The sequence below is a fragment of the Microcoleus sp. PH2017_34_RAT_O_A genome, from assembly GCF_020737885.1.
GTDB lineage: Bacteria > Cyanobacteriota > Cyanobacteriia > Cyanobacteriales > Microcoleaceae > Microcoleus.
Genome location: NZ_JAEQDD010000017.1, coordinates 16,680 through 31,224, shown reverse-complemented (window position 1 = coordinate 31,224; position 14,545 = coordinate 16,680). Strand labels below are relative to the sequence as shown.

Below are 14,545 nucleotides of genomic sequence, written 5' to 3'. Positions count from 1 at the left end.
TGCTGTTGCAAATTAAAGAAACTTCGTTTTTGTAAACGCGGTTTCCTATCGTGTCGGCTCGATTAACCGCACTACAAACGGTTCGCAGTAAGGACTTCAGTCCGCTCTCCTGCTGCGGAATGGGAGGCGCACTACAAACCATTTTGGTTATGGTAATCGATCGAACAAGATATCCATACCTCGGAACTTCACCATCGTTGGCGGCGCACGTCGCAGTACAATGGATTTCTGCCCGCAAGTCTTTCACCAAATAGCGAAAAACTCTTTTGCTCTTTCACGATCGCAACTTTTGGTGCCCGATCGCGCGCAGCCGATCGCAAATTCTCGATCGCCCGCCCTGTTTCCTCTGGTTGAGATTCCGAGATTTCCGCAGATACTTCTGAATCTCCAGCATAGGCGATCGGCAAATTCACCAAAAAAGTCGAACCCACCCCGGGCGAACTTTCTATTTTAATACTCCCCCCCAGAAATTCAGCCATTTTTCTACACAGAGACAATCCCAATCCTGTGCCTTTCACCCCCTTCTGCAAGTGATTTTCCACTTGAACAAATTCTTCAAAAATCCGCGTTTGGTCGGCGGTTGGAATTCCAATACCCGTATCAGCCACTGAAAAAGTAACCATTCCCCCCTTTCCCATTTCGGCCGCAACTCTGACTTCTCCCGCTTCGGTAAATTTCAGCGCATTAGAAATCAGATTACGCAAAATCTGAGAAACTTTTCCCTCATCAGTGGTAAGAGTTGGTAGTTCCAAAGGCACTTCAAAAATTAGACTGACGGGCGAGTTTTGTGGTAGCAGGGGGCGCATCATTCCGCGCAGCGCGCTGAACAAATCTTCGACTTCAAAATCAGCCACGCGAACCGTTACTTTTCCGGCTTCCACCTTGGCTAAATCTAAGGAATCGTTAACAAGTTCTGCGAGAGATTCGGCAGATTTGCGAATAAAATTTAACTGCTTGTCTTGTTCGGGCGAAAGTTCTCCGTCGATGCGATTTAACAAGATTTCGGAAATACTGAGAATTGTCGTTAGCGGAGTGCGAAACTCGTGGCTCATGTTGGAGAGAAAGCTGGTTTTGAGTTCGCCCTCTCGCTGGAGAGATTCGGCTTTATCGTTCAATTCGGCATAAAGTGCGACGACTCCGCGATTCGTATCTTCTAATTCTTGATTTAATTGTACGAGTTCTTCTTGACGCTGGCGGAGTTCGTCTAAAGTTCGCAGCAATTCTTGATTTTGCTGCTGAATTTCCGCATAGGGATCTTCAGGAATTTGGCGCGCTAGTTTATCAAGTAATTTGTTGAGCTCGATCGCACTCAGCGCAGGCATCTGCTTAGAAAACTGCTTGATTAATTGTACAGCCGTCCCGCGATCGCGCGCCGAATCGATTTGCACCTCATCCATCAACCGCTTTGCTGCTGCTAAACCGAGGCCCGCACCAGTTTGCGATCGAAAATTGGGGCCTAAAACCTGCGCTAAATCAGCAATTCCCGGCCCGCTATCAGAAATCCGAGTCCGAAAAACCTGTGGCGATTCCCCTTCCACAAAAAATTCTACTTTACCACCACCTGCATATTTAAAAGCATTGCGAGCAATTTCGGAAACGGCTGTCGCGATGCGCGTTTGTGTTTGGGAATCGAATCCCAACAATGCGCCTATTTGGCGAGCTCTTTGGCGTACTTGTACGATGTCTTGTTCAAAGCGGACTTCCGTTGTCAGAATTGGGTAAATCATGCCATTTTCGCATTGAAGCATTGGGGATTGTCGATCGGGAAATCACTCATGACGATCGTGATTTATAGTTCGCCTACAGTTTCATGCTTGTTAGGAAATATTCTCAAGCTGCTTGTCTTACCTTGGCTACTACAACAGTCATGTCATCGCGAGTGCGTTTAAAGTCTCGGTAGAGTACGGCTGCAATTAAAGCCGGATGTCTCGCAGCCAAACCCGGGTAGCGGTTTAAATCCCACTGTGCCGCCAAACCATCGGAGTGCATAATTAACAAGGAATGGGACGACCAAGGATAGACAAATTCTGCTACTTTTCGCATCATATGTCCAACAGTGCCGTTGTGGGAAACCATGCTGCGGGTTTGGTTATCTGTGAACACTACACCAGTAATGTTGCCAACTCCGGCAAAACAGATGGTTTTTTGAGTACGATCGATCAGGGCGATCGCAGCAGCCGCTCCTCTGGTATTTTTTAAAGCAGCGTGAGCCTTCTCTAAAATAGCTTTCGGCCCGAGTTTAGCATTTTCCCCAAAAACTCGCACAGCTTCCTGCGACGCTTCCTGGGCCAAAACCCCGTAGCCAAGCCCATCAGCGACTAAAATCAGATTTTTGTTCAGATGATTTTGCGTCGCCCAGGAATCGCCACAAATCTGCTCTCCTACTTTCGGCAAGCGAACAACCCCAAATTCCAAGTAATTGCCGTTTTCCGAGGCTTCCACGCGATTCTGGGTAGGGGAGAGTCGCATTAACAAAGCAGTCCCCAGTTTCGGTACAGAATGAATATCAAAAAAACTAGAAAGGCGTTGAATCGCGCCGAGTCCGGTTCCCAGAGTTCCCGCAGTCGAAAAACCATCCCGCAAACACTGACCGACATTTGCCATACCCGGCCCCCGGTCTAGCGCTACTATTTGAATGCTATATCCTGCCGCTGTTTGTACGGTTTGCAGCAAAATTTCTCCTTCGCGGGCGTGTTTGACAACGTTTTTTGCTGCTTCGGCGATCGCAATTGCAACTTTACCGCGATCGGTCTCATTAAATCCAACTTCCGCCGCGAGGGCGACTGCAATTCGTCGCGCTTCTCCGACTTGACTTTCTTCTGTTACGGGTAAGGCTATGACATTTATCATTATTTGTGTAGTTCTAATCTTAAGCTGTCGCGCCAAAAAGTCAGTTGACAGTGGACAGTTGACAGTGGACAGTTGACAGTTATCATGAGTGATCTCAGAAACCGGGTTTCTTAGAAAATTTATCGCCACTCAATGCAAAATTCGTATAAACCCGGTTTCTCGCCCTCATCAGTCAGCAGTAATCAGTGATTAGTGACACCTCAGAAACCTGGTTTCTTAGAAGATTTATCGCCACTCAATACAAAACTCGTAGAAACCCGGTTTCTCGCCCCTCATCAATCGTTTTATAAACCGAATTTCTTCCTATATTTCTAGTTACCAAACACAAAACTCCTAGAAACCCGCTTTGTCCCCCCATCTCCCCATCTTCCCCTCTCCCCATCTCCCCCTCTCCCCATCTCCCCTTCTCATTTCCAACGGACGATCGCAATTTTAGTACCCTTACCCACCTTAGAAACAATCTCAAATTCGTGCATCAACCGCTTAGAACCGCTGAGCCCCAAACCCAAACCACGATCGGAAGTATAACCATCAGTCATCGCCAATTCAATATCTGGAATTCCCGGGCCCTTGTCTTCAAATATCAGCCGCAGCCCTTTGCGAGTACCTAATTGGAGCGTTTCTAGAGTTACAGTTCCCCCCTTGCCGTAGTCTACAGTATTGCGGGCAAGTTCGCTGGCTGCGGTAACAATTTTCGTTTGGTCTACCAAGCCGAATCCCATTGCTACAGCCAAGTTTCGCACTTGCTGCCGGACGTGGACTATATCGGAGGACGATCGAATTTCTAGTGTCTCACGTTTTGACATGGCGGCTACTCTAGTAAAATAGAACTTCTCCACAAAACATAGAAGTTGCACTCCTCACCCTAGTTCCTTTTCAGTTGACAGTTGACAGTTGACAATTGACAGTTGTTACGAAGGAAGAAGGAAGAAGAAGGAAGAAGGAAGAAGGAAGAGTTGACAGTTTACAGTTGACAATCAAAAATCTTAAATCCCCAATCCCCAATCCAAAATCCAAAATCCAAAATCCAAAATCCAAAATCCAAAATCCAAAATCGTTTGACAGTTGACCGCACGAGTAGCACTTGACAATCATAAGGAAGAGGATTGGAGTCATGAATAGTCTTCTTTTAATTTCTCGCAATCGGGGATCCGGCTTTCAACCCATTCTTTCTGGCAATAAATCTTCACTGTCTCAAAAACGTATTTACAAACAAACCTGTTTTTTAATTCTCTCTCTCTTACCGGACAATTCATCGATTATTTACACCTCTGAATCAGACAAGCCCAAGGATTTTCGCAATAAATTCATCCCCTTCTCAACGCTTAAAGCTGTCCGAACTCCTGTCAAAGAAAGCCCCAATTCAACCAGCGTAATCGCCACCGCCGGCTGCATCCCGACCACAACTGTTTCAGCATCTAAAAATCGCGACATGGTAGCGATATTGTTGAGAATGCGGCCGATAAAAGAATCTACGATTTCCAGGGAAGAGATTTCTATTAAAACTCCTTTGACTCCAGTTTTTACTATGCGGTTTGTCAGGTCGTCTTGCAACGTCATTGCCAAGCGATCGTGCATATCTACTTGGATTGTTACTAGCAGAAATTCTCCCATTTGCAGGATAGGAATCCGTTCCATAAATTCACCTCTATTTGAGTTTTGAATTAAATGAATTTTTAGCAGCAATAAACACAACAGAGCGGTTTTCAATGTAAATAACAGAGGAATTCAATTACCAATTACCAATTACCAATTACCAATTACCAATTACCAATTACCAATTACCAATTACCAATTACCAATTACCAATTACCAATTACCAATTACCCATTACCAATTACCAATTACCAATTACCCATTACTATATTTTATCTTTCCTCTTTAATATTTTTGATAGTTAAACCTTGGCGTTGCAAAGCTACTTTAAAAGCATCTGCCAAAGTCGCTTTAGTCAGAATATCCTGCAAGTCAACTCCCAAATGAACGATGGTTTGAGCGATTTGCGGGCGAATGCCGCTAATGATGCACTCAGTACCCATCAAACGGGCGGCGGCTACAGTTTTCAATAAATGTTGAGCGACTAAAGTATCAACAGTAGGCACCCCTGTAATATCTAAAATCGCAAATTCTGATCCTGTTTCCATGATTTCCTGCAACAGAGTTTCCATGACTATTTGAGTGCGGGCGCTGTCAAGAGTTCCAATCATTGGTAAAGCGAGAATACCTTGCCAAAGTTTGACTACAGGTGTTGACAATTCGAGCATTTCTTGCTGCTGGCGTTCGATGACTTCTTCGCGAGCTTTGAGAAAGATTTCTGTCACCCAAAGACCGAGCTGGTCTAATAAGCTGGTGGAAAGCCAAAGTTGTTCGACAAGTGCGTCGCGGTTTTGTGTCAATTCGCGACAAAGCCGATCGAACAATGGCTTTTTGAAGCATAATATAAAACTGGCTATCTCTGATGGGGTAAAGCCCCTCTGAACGCGCGATCGCGAAACTTCGGCCAGCAGCAGCCGCATATTTTCCCACTCTGGTGTCTGGATGTCGCTCAAGTTACCGTGTCCCACAGCTATTTGGAGCAATTGCAGGAACTCTTGACACTCCGATCGCAATTCTTTGGCTCTCATCAAGTCGTCCCGCCGCAGCCCGGTGTTTTGCAGTTCTTTGAGCCAGTCTGCTAGTAACTCAGCTTTGTTTTTTTCGAGGATTTCCGCGATCGTGTTATTGCTTGTGAGTTCCATTAAAATTATCTCCTGCTTAGCAATTTGGATAAAATTGTACGAGCGATCGCACTCTTGGTATTTTGGATGGGGTAACTTCTGAGTTTAGCTCACTGTTTGCTGTTTGCGATCGGGGGTTAAACGCCTAACTGCAAAATGCGTTTGACGATCGCACTGGTAGAACTCGGAACTTCTATTTCGATCAAGGAAATCTTGCCACCTCCGGCGATAACTGCCGGTGCTTCCGGCAAACTTTCGAGTTGATAGTCACCTCCTTTAACGTATATCTCAGGCTTCAGGATACTTATCAGTTTAGTAGCTGTAATTTCGGAAAAAATTACTACGCCGTCCACTGGTTTGAGAGCAGCCAGCACTTCCGCTCGCTGAATTTCCGGTACGATCGGGCGGGGTGGCAATCCCGGCTGCTGCGGTTTGATAGTTTGCACGCTAACATCGCTATTCAAGCCCACCACGAGCGATCGCCCCAAAGCTTTTGCCGCCTGCAAATAGCGGACGTGCCCCGCGTGCAGGATATCGAAGCAGCCATTAGTAAACACCATCGGACGCCACTTTTGAGGATCGGAGGCGATCGATCTTTCAAGTTCTCCCAACGTGTAAACACCCGAAATCATTACAGTCATAACTAAAAAAATGCACGGCGATGAATCATCCTAGCAAAAAATGTGAGATAAGAGCGCGTTTGCCATTGAACGAGCCAGCGATCGAGCTGCCAATAATTAGTAATTGGTAATTAGTAATTGGTAATTAGTAATTGATCGCTCTTAAGGAGAAAGCAACAAACAAGAATGCCCTTCTGCTGCGCTTTCCGGCAAACAGAACGAAAAAGGGGAAAATAGCTACTCCTGTATCTCTCCTCCCACCAAAAAAACCGATACTTGCTTTCCCACAGCCGCCAGCAGCCCCAAATTTGAGACTAAGAGTTCAAACTCCCAGATTCATCTATCGAGTAATAAAAATTTCGATTTTCAAGAGCGCGGTAGGCGATGAGGAATGACTTATTCTGTATGGGTTCGATCGCGATCCGAAAGTTGCATTGTTTTTGTCAATAGGTACAAATCCTACAATCGAAAACGGAAAATCTCAAATCGATCGAGTGACTGCCGTGTTGTGCAGTTGGTAATTGGAGGTTCAAAAGATTGGGAAACAATTATTTGTTTCAGATCTCTGTGAGATCAATTACTATAAGACAGGGGATGAAAGTGCCACGCCATCTGGCAAGCGAGAAATATAGCGGTGAAACACACCTAAATCTTACCAAAAATTTGGGTCTAAAGCCCCATCCTTTTAGGACAGCTTTAATTCTGCCAGAACTGTGTTAGAGTTTTTATATCCGGTTCGGTAACGTAAATGTTAGTATTTGAAGCCAAGCTAGAAGGAAAAAGCGAGCAGTACGAACGGCTAGACGAAGCCATTCGTACTGCTCGCTTCATTCGTAATAGCTGCATCAGATACTGGATGGATACGAAAGGGGTGGGTCGCTACGACTTAAGCGCTTATTGCGTAGTTCTTGCCAAGGAATTTCCTTGGGCCACCAAGCTTAATTCAATGGCTAGGCAGGCTTCCGCAGAAAGAGCTTGGTCATCAATTGCGCGGTTCTTCGACAACTGCAAAAAGGCAAAACCAGGAAAGAAAGGTTTTCCGCGCTTCAAAAAGCACTCGTCGCACGGTTCTGTAGAATACAAGACTTGTGGGTGGAAACTTTCTGAAGACAGAAGAAGCATCAACTTCAGTGATGGCTTCAAAGCAGGTTGTTTCAAGTTATGGGGAAGTCGCGACTTGCACGAATATCAGCTAAATCAAATTAAACGGGTGCGCGTAGTTTGTCGGGCAGACGGCTACTATGTGCAATTTTGTATTGACGCTGAACGCAACGAAAAGCGTGAACCGACCAGGAAAACTATCGGTTTGGATGTAGGGCTAACTCATTTCTACACGGACTCTGACGGTAATACCGTCGAGAACCCGCGTCATCTAAGAAAATCAGAGAAGTCGCTAAAACGACTTAATCGGAGACTCTCCAGAACCAAAAAGGGTTCCAAAAACAGAGATAAGGCGAGAAATCGCTTGAACAAAAAACACCTTAAGGTAAGTAGGCGACGTAAAGACTTTGCTGTGAAATTGGCAAGGTGCGTAGTCCAGTCTAACGACTTGGTAGCCTATGAAGACTTGCAGGTGAAGAACATGGTCAAAAACAAAAAGCTATCCAAGTCGATATCTGATGCGGCTTGGACAACTTTTAGAAATTGGATTGAATATTTTGGCAAAGTGTTTGGGGTAAGCTGTTCGACATTCAAACTGCACTATTTGTGTGCCAGACCCCATACTGTAAGGGGTTGAGGCAATAAATTTAAATGACTAACAGCTTAGCAACTGGTGGGAGGAAATTTGAGGCGATTACCCGATCGAGCTATTTTGGTGGAAAATAATCTGAAGTACCAACCTGTGCAAGCATCTTGTTGGGACTTCCCAAATCATCAAATGGGGGACGGTTTGATTCGTCTTTCGCGTGCGGACTTTCCCGTCTCAGCAGCCCTTTTCAGATTCAGGACTCCTGTTTGCACAGATTCGGGACTTAACCTCTGCGATGGTGTGGCACCGGCCGCGCGATCTCCCCAAACGAAGCAATCAGTGAGGAAGAGCAATTGAACCCTCTCATCAGTCAACTCATTAAACAAAATTTCGTTTAATCTAACAGTGTAGAATTATCTAACAGCAATTATGAAAGCAACTAACAGCCGTCAATTTTCTTCAGTAGCTGCTCGCACTCTCAAAGTAGTCGGGATTATCTTGATTCTCTCTGCCTTGCTTAACAGCATTGTTCTATCGCTGCCGGGAGAAATCTCGGACATGAGCAATCGAGGCTGGCAGTTGGCCGCAGCAACTCAGATAGTTGACCGGGGCATTATTCCTTTGATGGGTATCGCCCTGCTGATGACGGGCTTTTGGGTGGACAGCAGCAGTGGAGTCTCTATTGACCGGCGCAATGTTTGGGTTGATTTGCGATTTTGGGCACTATTGATTTCCAGCTTGTTAGGGCTAATTTACCTATTGCTGGTTCCCGTTCATCTCAACAATACTCGCCTGGAACTCAAAGATGCTCTGGTTCTACTCGATAAGGAAGCCGGACAAGCAGAAGCTAAACTAGATGCCCAAATTAAAAGCGAGCAGTATAAATCTGAGTTAGAACAGCGTAAAAGCCTTCTCCGGAACCAGATAGGCGCGCTACTGCAAGACGACGGGAAGCTGCAACAAGAACTCAAGAATCCAAATCTTCCCAAGGAATTGAAAGCCGTGCTTCAGGAGTCGAAAAATGACCCGAAAGCCCTCGATAAGTTCTTGGAACAGCAAGCCCAAGAACTGCCAAATCAAGCTCGCAAAGAGATTGGTACCCAGAAGCAACAAAAAGAGAAAGAGTTGAGAACTCGATCGAGAAATTCGAGTTTGCAGACTGGAATCAACAGTTTGCTGTTGGCGATCGGCTACATTACTGTTGGTTGGAGTGGACTCAGAAGTATGGGAATTCTGCGGTTCGGTCACCGCAAAAATTGATCGGCCCGACTGCTCGGAACGCGCAAGTCGAGATATCCCTAAGAAATACTTGATCTGCTGAATATAGCAACTGCACCTAGTAGTTAGGACGCTGTTAATTGCTGAAACCATCGTTCTTCTTGCATTTTCACATCTTCCTTCTTGCTTCTTCCTTCTTCCTTCTTGCTTCTTGCTTCTTCCTTCTTGCTTCTTGCTTCTTGCTTCTTGCTTCTTGCTTCTTCCTTCTTCCTTCTTCCTTCTTCCTTCTTCCTTCTTGCTTCTTGCTTCTTCCTTCTTGCTTCTTGCTTCTTGCTTCTTCCTTCTTGCTTCTTGCTTCTTGCTTCTTCCTTCTTGCTTCTTCCTTCTTCCTTCTTCCTTCTTCCTTCTTCCTTCTTCCTTCTGCTATAGTTTGCCCTTACTGAAAGCTGGGAATGTTCTCAATTTATATTCTGACTTACAACGAAGAGATTGATATCGCCGCTTGCATTGAATCGGCACTGCTTTGTGACGATATCATTGTAGTTGATTCTTTCAGCAGCGATCGCACCCTTGAGATTGTTCAAAACTATCCCGTGCAAACAGTGCAGCATCGCTTTGAAACTCACGGACGCCAGCGGACTTGGATGCTCCGAGAAGTAGAATGCAAGTACGAATGGGTTTACATCCTCGAAGCTGACGAGCGGATGACGCCTGCACTGTTTGCTGAATGCTTAAAGGCGATCGAAAGTCAAGAATATATAGGTTATTACGTAGCTGAAAAAGTAATATTTATGGAGCGCTGGATTCGTCGCAGCACTCAATATCCGCGCTATCAAATGCGCCTGTTTCGCAAAGACCAAGTATGGTTTACTGACTACGGTCACACTGAACGGGAAGTCTGCAACGGGCCCACTCACTTTTTGAAGGAAACCTACCCTCACTATACTTGCAGCAAAGGTCTTTCTCGCTGGATTGAAAAGCACAACCGCTACTCGACTGACGAGGCGGCTGAAACTCTCCGCCAATTAGCAGCGGGTCAAGTAAATTGGTGGGATTTATTGTTTGGCGCGTCGGAGGTGGAAAGGCGCCGCGCTTTGAAAGATTTTTCTTTGCGTTTGCCTTTGCGGCCTGTGGTGCGCTTTTTCTATATGTATATTTTACTCGGCGGATTTCTTGACGGTCAAGCTGGATTGGCTTGGTGCACGCTACAAGCTTTTTATGAATATTTAATATTGCTCAAAGTGTGGGAAATGAAGCATATGCCGCTGCCCAATTTAGATGCAGGGTCGGAACAGTCTATTTCGGAAGTAATAACAGTTGAGCAGTCTAAAGTTTCTTACAATCTTGGCGCTTCCGATACTCGCAGTTGAAAATTGGGAATTGGGAATTGGTAATTGGGAATTGGGAATTGGACACTGATTGAGTTGCTAGGGTGCTAGAAAACCCAGCCCTGTCAGGCGTGGTGAATTTGAACCAGAGAAAAAGTATAAAACCGCTATTTCAGCTCAAATCCGTTAGCATCGGAATGATAATTTTCTCTCGTCTTTCTCTGATTCTTCTGTGGTTGAATAATTCCGCAGTTACCGGATTTGAGCTGAATAGTTTTTATTCGGTCGCGTAATTGTGTACGTTCGTACACGAAAAAACTAGCGAAATTCATTAAGGTTTTTTTTTGCCGAAGATGAACGGCCGATAACTCGCGATCGACTAAAACAAGTCCGCCGCCAGATGCCGTCGCTGCAACACCGAGTTTTTCTGGGATCTCGAATCCGGTAGCATGGGAATGATAAATTTCTCTCCTCTTTCTCTGCTTCTTCTGTGGTTGAATAATTCCGCAGTTACCCGATTTGAAATCGCGAGCCGATTTTTCTCTCCTTCAAACAAGAAACTTTGCTATATGGAGTTACAGAAAAAACCCGGTTTCTTGAAGAACCGGGTTTCTGAATAACCTCAAAGTTTGATGCTTAATCAAGTTTTGATTGTTAACTCAAAACTCTCACAACTTAAAACTCTTGAGATTTTGCTCCTGTTTTTTCCCGATCGATCTTTAAGATCAACACACCCAAAGGCGGCAAACACAAGTCGATCGAATAAGCGCTGTTGTGGAACCACCACTCATCAGTCCACTTACCTCCCAAATTCCCCATATTGCTGCCGCCGTACTCCCGCGCGTCGCTGTTAAACAACTCCGTATAGAAACCCGGTTCCGGCACTCCGACGCGATAGTGAGAGTGTGGCTGTGGCGTAAAATTGCACACAGTAATCACAAACTGATCGCCATCCTTCTCGCGGCGCACAAAGGCCACCACGCTGTGTCTGTTGTCGCTGCAATCAATCCACTCAAACCCATCCTCAGCAAAATCTTGACTGTAAAGTGCCGTTTCGCTGCGGTACAAATTGTTCAAATCCTTGAAAAATAGCTTCAACTTTTGGTGTGGCTCAAATTGCAGCAACTGCCACTCCAAATCGCCCCAAACGTTCCACTCTTGCCACTGGCCGAACTCCATCCCCATAAACATGGTTTTCTTTCCGGGATGGGCAAACATAAAGGTAAACAAACACCGCACGTTTGCAAACTTTTGCCATTCGTCCCCTGGCATTTTCCCGATGATGTGGGCCTTGCCGTGGACAACTTCATCGTGGGACAAAGCCAACATAAAATTCTCGCTGTGGTTGTACCACATACTAAAAGTTATGTTGTTCTGGTGGAACTGCCGGAACCACGGATCCATGTGGTAGTAGTCGAGCATATCGTGCATCCAACCCATGTTCCATTTCAGGTTGAAGCCCAAACCGCCTACATAAGTCGGCCAAGATACCATCGGCCAAGAGGTAGATTCTTCGGCGATCGACAATGCGCCTGGGAAATAGCTAAAAATGACGTGATTTGTCTGGCGCAGAAAATCTGCCGCCTCGATATTTTCGCGTCCACCGTACTGGTTGGTCAGCCATTCTCCGGGTTCGCGGCAGTAATCTAAGTACAACATCGAGGCTACTGCGTCTACGCGAATGCCGTCGATGTGATACTTGTCAAACCAGAACAGAGCATTTGATACTAGGAAATTCCGCACTTCGTTGCGGCCGTAGTTAAATACTAGGGTTCCCCACTCTTTGTGCTCGCCCTTGCGGGGATCGGCGTGTTCGTACAAGTGAGTTCCGTCAAAGAAGGCTAAACCGTGACCGTCTTTGGGGAAATGTCCCGGCACCCAATCTACCAGTACGCCTATCCCTGCGGCGTGGCACTGGTCAACAAAATACATGAAATCTTCTGGTGTGCCGTAGCGGGATGTTGGGGCGAAATAGCCTGTTACTTGATAGCCCCAGGAACCGTCGAAGGGATGTTCGGCAATGGGCAACATTTCGATGTGGGTGAATCCTAAGTCTTTGACGTAGGGAATTAGCCGATCGGCCAATTCGCGGTAAGTCAAAAAGCGCGCGCCCGGATTCAGTTCCGAAACCGGCACTGCTGGTTGTATTTCTCCGTTTGGCAGTACCGCAGGTTCGGCTGTACCTGCGTGCAGCCAAGAACCGATGTGGCATTCGTAAACCGAAACTGGCTGCGTCAGTTGGTCTGTGTGCCGCCGCTGTTCGATCCAAGCGCTATCGTGCCAAGTGTAGGTATCTAAGTCGGTGACTATTGAGGCTGTTTTGGGCCGTACCTCTTGCTGGAAACCGTAGGGGTCGGACTTTTCGTAGGGATGTCCGTCTTGGTTTTTCACTTCGTATTTGTAGTGAGTTCCGTAGGATAGTCCCGGAATGAATAATTCCCAGATGCCGTTTTGGGATTTCCGCATTTGATGTTTGCGGCCGTCCCACAGGTTGAAATCTCCTAAGACTGAGACGTTACGGGCATTTGGAGCCCAAACTGCAAAATATACTCCTGTAATGCCGTCTACTTCGGTGAAGTGGGCTCCTAGTTTTTCGTAAATCCGGTGGTGGTTGCCTTCTGAGAATAGGTGAAGGTCAAATTCTGTGAGTTTGGGCGATCGAAAGGCGTAGGGGTCGTAGATAAAGCGTTCGTGTTCCCCTTCTTTGACTCGCAGTTGATAGTTTGCTAGTTCTGGGGTGTCGATCGTACATTCAAAAAAGTGATGGTGATGCTCTGATTTCATCGGGTATTCGGCCCTCGCTTCAGGCAAAACTACCGATACTGCTTCGGCATTCGGCAGATAAGCTCGGACGACCCAGACTTTTTTGCCATTTTCTTCGATCGCGTGGGGGCCTAGCACTTCAAATGGATCGTGGTGCTGATTCCAAACAATCCGGTCTATCTGTTCAAAGGGGACGGTCGCGGGCATAAAACTACTTACCTCAATCTTTTGACTAAATGGCGGCTTTCAAAACCTAGAGCGGAGCTGCACTTTACATTTGGATACATTTTTGATCGCTAATGCTACCACGCTTACTGCAACCCTTGCGCGCGCTCTTGCCTTGCTGGCGACCAAGCTGTGCTTTTACTGCTAAGGGCTAACATCTAAGTATAGAAATATTAAAACAAATTGAAAAATTTATATTTTTTAGATAATATCCTTGACTTTTTTTAACCTGTGTGATATAAAATTTTGGCAAATTATGGTTAATGTGCCAAACCAAGGTGGTCAAGGTGGGTGAGTTTGGCCGAGAACTCAATGTTGATTAATTAGTGGAATTTTCAGGCTGGGGCGATCGCCCGACAGGTATCTTTTAAAATCCCGGAGGCAGGGTTTCGCCGCAAACTTGGTGAATGTTGGCAATGCGCTCCAACAGCCAAGGATGCTCAATCCGGTATTGAGGAATCAAAGCTAAAGGACTCAGCAGCGCGGCAGCAGTAATATCTGCCACGCTCAAGGAGTCGCCTACCAAATAGGAACCATCTTGCCAGCGACGCTGCAACAGGCCTAAAGCAGCGCTCAGGCGCAACTCGGCGAGTTTTGCCGAAGCGTGGTTAATGCCGAACTGGCGGCGCGCCAACTGAATCACTAACTGGCTCAACACAGACGGGTCGATTTCCTTGCCCGCACCGGCGCGAAACTCGTAGTAAACAAATCGAGTGGCAATGCCGATGCTTTCATCGAGCCAGTCTTCCAGCATCCAAGCCTCTGCTTGCAAACTCTCGCCTGCCGGCAACAGCGGCGTTGAAGGAAAACTAGACTCGATCCAGTGGAAAATTTGCGTCGAGTCTGCGATCGCCCCTGGTTGACCTTCAAGTTGAGGCAGCAGTACCGGCACTGTCCTCAAACCCCCCGTGAGAGGCTTGAGTTTCAAAACGTGCAGGCCCGGAGTCAAATTTTCTACTTGAAAGGGGATGCCCTTGTAACCCAGCGCTAAGCGGACTTTGCGGCAGTAAGGGGAGGTACTGAACTGTAGTAAAAGCATCTGACAAAAAATAACACCCAACTTGAGGCCTAGACTGATGAGATTGAAAAATGCGAAGAGCGAACCATTTTTCACCCTTGAGGCTAGGCCCGTTG

General features: G+C 46.3%; 11 protein-coding genes and 1 pseudogene. 4 read left to right on the top strand and 8 right to left on the bottom strand.

The annotated features are described in order from the left end of the window. Positions 1 to 188: 188 nt before the first annotated feature. The 3 genes from JGK11_RS08385 to JGK11_RS08375 all read right to left on the bottom strand — a co-directional run bounded on the left by JGK11_RS08385 (position 189) and on the right by JGK11_RS08375 (position 3,656). The gene (locus JGK11_RS08385) at positions 189 to 1,748 is read right to left on the bottom strand and encodes an ATP-binding protein (protein WP_293211239.1); all 1,560 of its coding nucleotides are present in this window, start codon (positions 1,746 to 1,748) and stop codon (positions 189 to 191) included. 82 nt (positions 1,749 to 1,830) lie between these two features. Continuing rightward, positions 1,831 to 2,850: an ATP-binding SpoIIE family protein phosphatase gene (locus JGK11_RS08380; protein ID WP_293181378.1), complete on the bottom strand. Its 1,020-nt coding sequence runs from the start codon at positions 2,848 to 2,850 to the stop codon at positions 1,831 to 1,833. Positions 2,851 to 3,257: 407 nt separating this feature from the next. Continuing rightward, positions 3,258 to 3,656: an anti-sigma regulatory factor gene (locus JGK11_RS08375; protein WP_293191250.1), complete on the bottom strand. Its 399-nt coding sequence runs from the start codon at positions 3,654 to 3,656 to the stop codon at positions 3,258 to 3,260. 95 nt (positions 3,657 to 3,751) lie between these two features. Between JGK11_RS08375 and JGK11_RS08370 the strand changes: the two genes are divergently transcribed. Further along, the gene (locus tag JGK11_RS08370) at positions 3,752 to 3,919 is read left to right on the top strand and encodes a hypothetical protein (protein ID WP_293197146.1); all 168 of its coding nucleotides are present in this window, start codon (positions 3,752 to 3,754) and stop codon (positions 3,917 to 3,919) included. Between the two features lie 194 nt (positions 3,920 to 4,113). Here the strand turns inward: JGK11_RS08370 and JGK11_RS08365 are convergent, their stop codons facing one another. The 3 genes from JGK11_RS08365 to JGK11_RS08355 all read right to left on the bottom strand — a co-directional run bounded on the left by JGK11_RS08365 (position 4,114) and on the right by JGK11_RS08355 (position 6,199). Next, complete coding sequence (locus JGK11_RS08365; protein ID WP_293146581.1) at positions 4,114 to 4,488, bottom strand: STAS domain-containing protein; 375 nt, start codon at positions 4,486 to 4,488, stop codon at positions 4,114 to 4,116. Between the two features lie 230 nt (positions 4,489 to 4,718). Further along, positions 4,719 to 5,588 carry an STAS domain-containing protein gene (locus JGK11_RS08360; RefSeq protein WP_293181387.1) on the bottom strand — a complete coding sequence of 290 codons (870 nt, stop codon included), beginning with the start codon at positions 5,586 to 5,588 and terminating at the stop codon, positions 4,719 to 4,721. 116 nt (positions 5,589 to 5,704) lie between these two features. Then, positions 5,705 to 6,199: an adenylyltransferase/cytidyltransferase family protein gene (locus JGK11_RS08355; RefSeq protein WP_293181456.1), complete on the bottom strand. Its 495-nt coding sequence runs from the start codon at positions 6,197 to 6,199 to the stop codon at positions 5,705 to 5,707. Between the two features lie 736 nt (positions 6,200 to 6,935). Here JGK11_RS08355 and JGK11_RS08350 point away from each other — a divergent pair. The 3 genes and pseudogenes from JGK11_RS08350 to JGK11_RS08340 form a co-directional block, all read left to right on the top strand. Continuing rightward, positions 6,936 to 7,862 (top strand): annotated as a pseudogene (locus JGK11_RS08350) (transposase); the annotation flags it as partial. A gap of 444 nt (positions 7,863 to 8,306) precedes the next feature. Further along, entirely contained in the window at positions 8,307 to 9,137 is an 831-nt protein-coding gene (locus JGK11_RS08345) for an HpsJ family protein (protein ID WP_293146585.1), read from the top strand. Between the two features lie 410 nt (positions 9,138 to 9,547). Next, positions 9,548 to 10,465 carry a glycosyltransferase family 2 protein gene (locus JGK11_RS08340; protein ID WP_293181390.1) on the top strand — a complete coding sequence of 306 codons (918 nt, stop codon included), beginning with the start codon at positions 9,548 to 9,550 and terminating at the stop codon, positions 10,463 to 10,465. Positions 10,466 to 11,098: 633 nt separating this feature from the next. Here JGK11_RS08340 and glgB read toward each other — a convergent pair. Continuing rightward, on the bottom strand, positions 11,099 to 13,393 hold the full coding sequence (glgB, locus tag JGK11_RS08335) for a 1,4-alpha-glucan branching enzyme (RefSeq protein ID WP_293181393.1): 2,295 nt from the start codon (positions 13,391 to 13,393) through the stop codon (positions 11,099 to 11,101). A gap of 385 nt (positions 13,394 to 13,778) precedes the next feature. Beyond that, on the bottom strand, positions 13,779 to 14,450 hold the full coding sequence (locus tag JGK11_RS08330) for a glutathione S-transferase family protein (RefSeq protein WP_293181396.1): 672 nt from the start codon (positions 14,448 to 14,450) through the stop codon (positions 13,779 to 13,781). Positions 14,451 to 14,545 lie beyond the last annotated feature (95 nt).

Bases quoted from the DNA above. Each gene is read 5' to 3' on its own strand.
- JGK11_RS08385 (WP_293211239.1), bottom strand. From the start codon at position 1,748: ATGCTTCAATGCGAAAATGGCATGATTTACCCAATTCTGACAACGGAA.
- JGK11_RS08380 (WP_293181378.1), bottom strand. From the start codon at position 2,850: ATGATAAATGTCATAGCCTTACCCGTAACAGAAGAAAGTCAAGTCGGA.
- JGK11_RS08375 (WP_293191250.1), bottom strand. From the start codon at position 3,656: ATGTCAAAACGTGAGACACTAGAAATTCGATCGTCCTCCGATATAGTC.
- JGK11_RS08365 (WP_293146581.1), bottom strand. From the start codon at position 4,488: ATGGAACGGATTCCTATCCTGCAAATGGGAGAATTTCTGCTAGTAACA.
- JGK11_RS08360 (WP_293181387.1), bottom strand. From the start codon at position 5,588: ATGGAACTCACAAGCAATAACACGATCGCGGAAATCCTCGAAAAAAAC.
- JGK11_RS08355 (WP_293181456.1), bottom strand. From the start codon at position 6,199: ATGATTTCGGGTGTTTACACGTTGGGAGAACTTGAAAGATCGATCGCC.
- JGK11_RS08345 (WP_293146585.1), top strand. From the start codon at position 8,307: ATGAAAGCAACTAACAGCCGTCAATTTTCTTCAGTAGCTGCTCGCACT.
- JGK11_RS08340 (WP_293181390.1), top strand. From the start codon at position 9,548: ATGTTCTCAATTTATATTCTGACTTACAACGAAGAGATTGATATCGCC.
- glgB (WP_293181393.1), bottom strand. From the start codon at position 13,393: ATGCCCGCGACCGTCCCCTTTGAACAGATAGACCGGATTGTTTGGAAT.
- JGK11_RS08330 (WP_293181396.1), bottom strand. From the start codon at position 14,450: ATGCTTTTACTACAGTTCAGTACCTCCCCTTACTGCCGCAAAGTCCGC.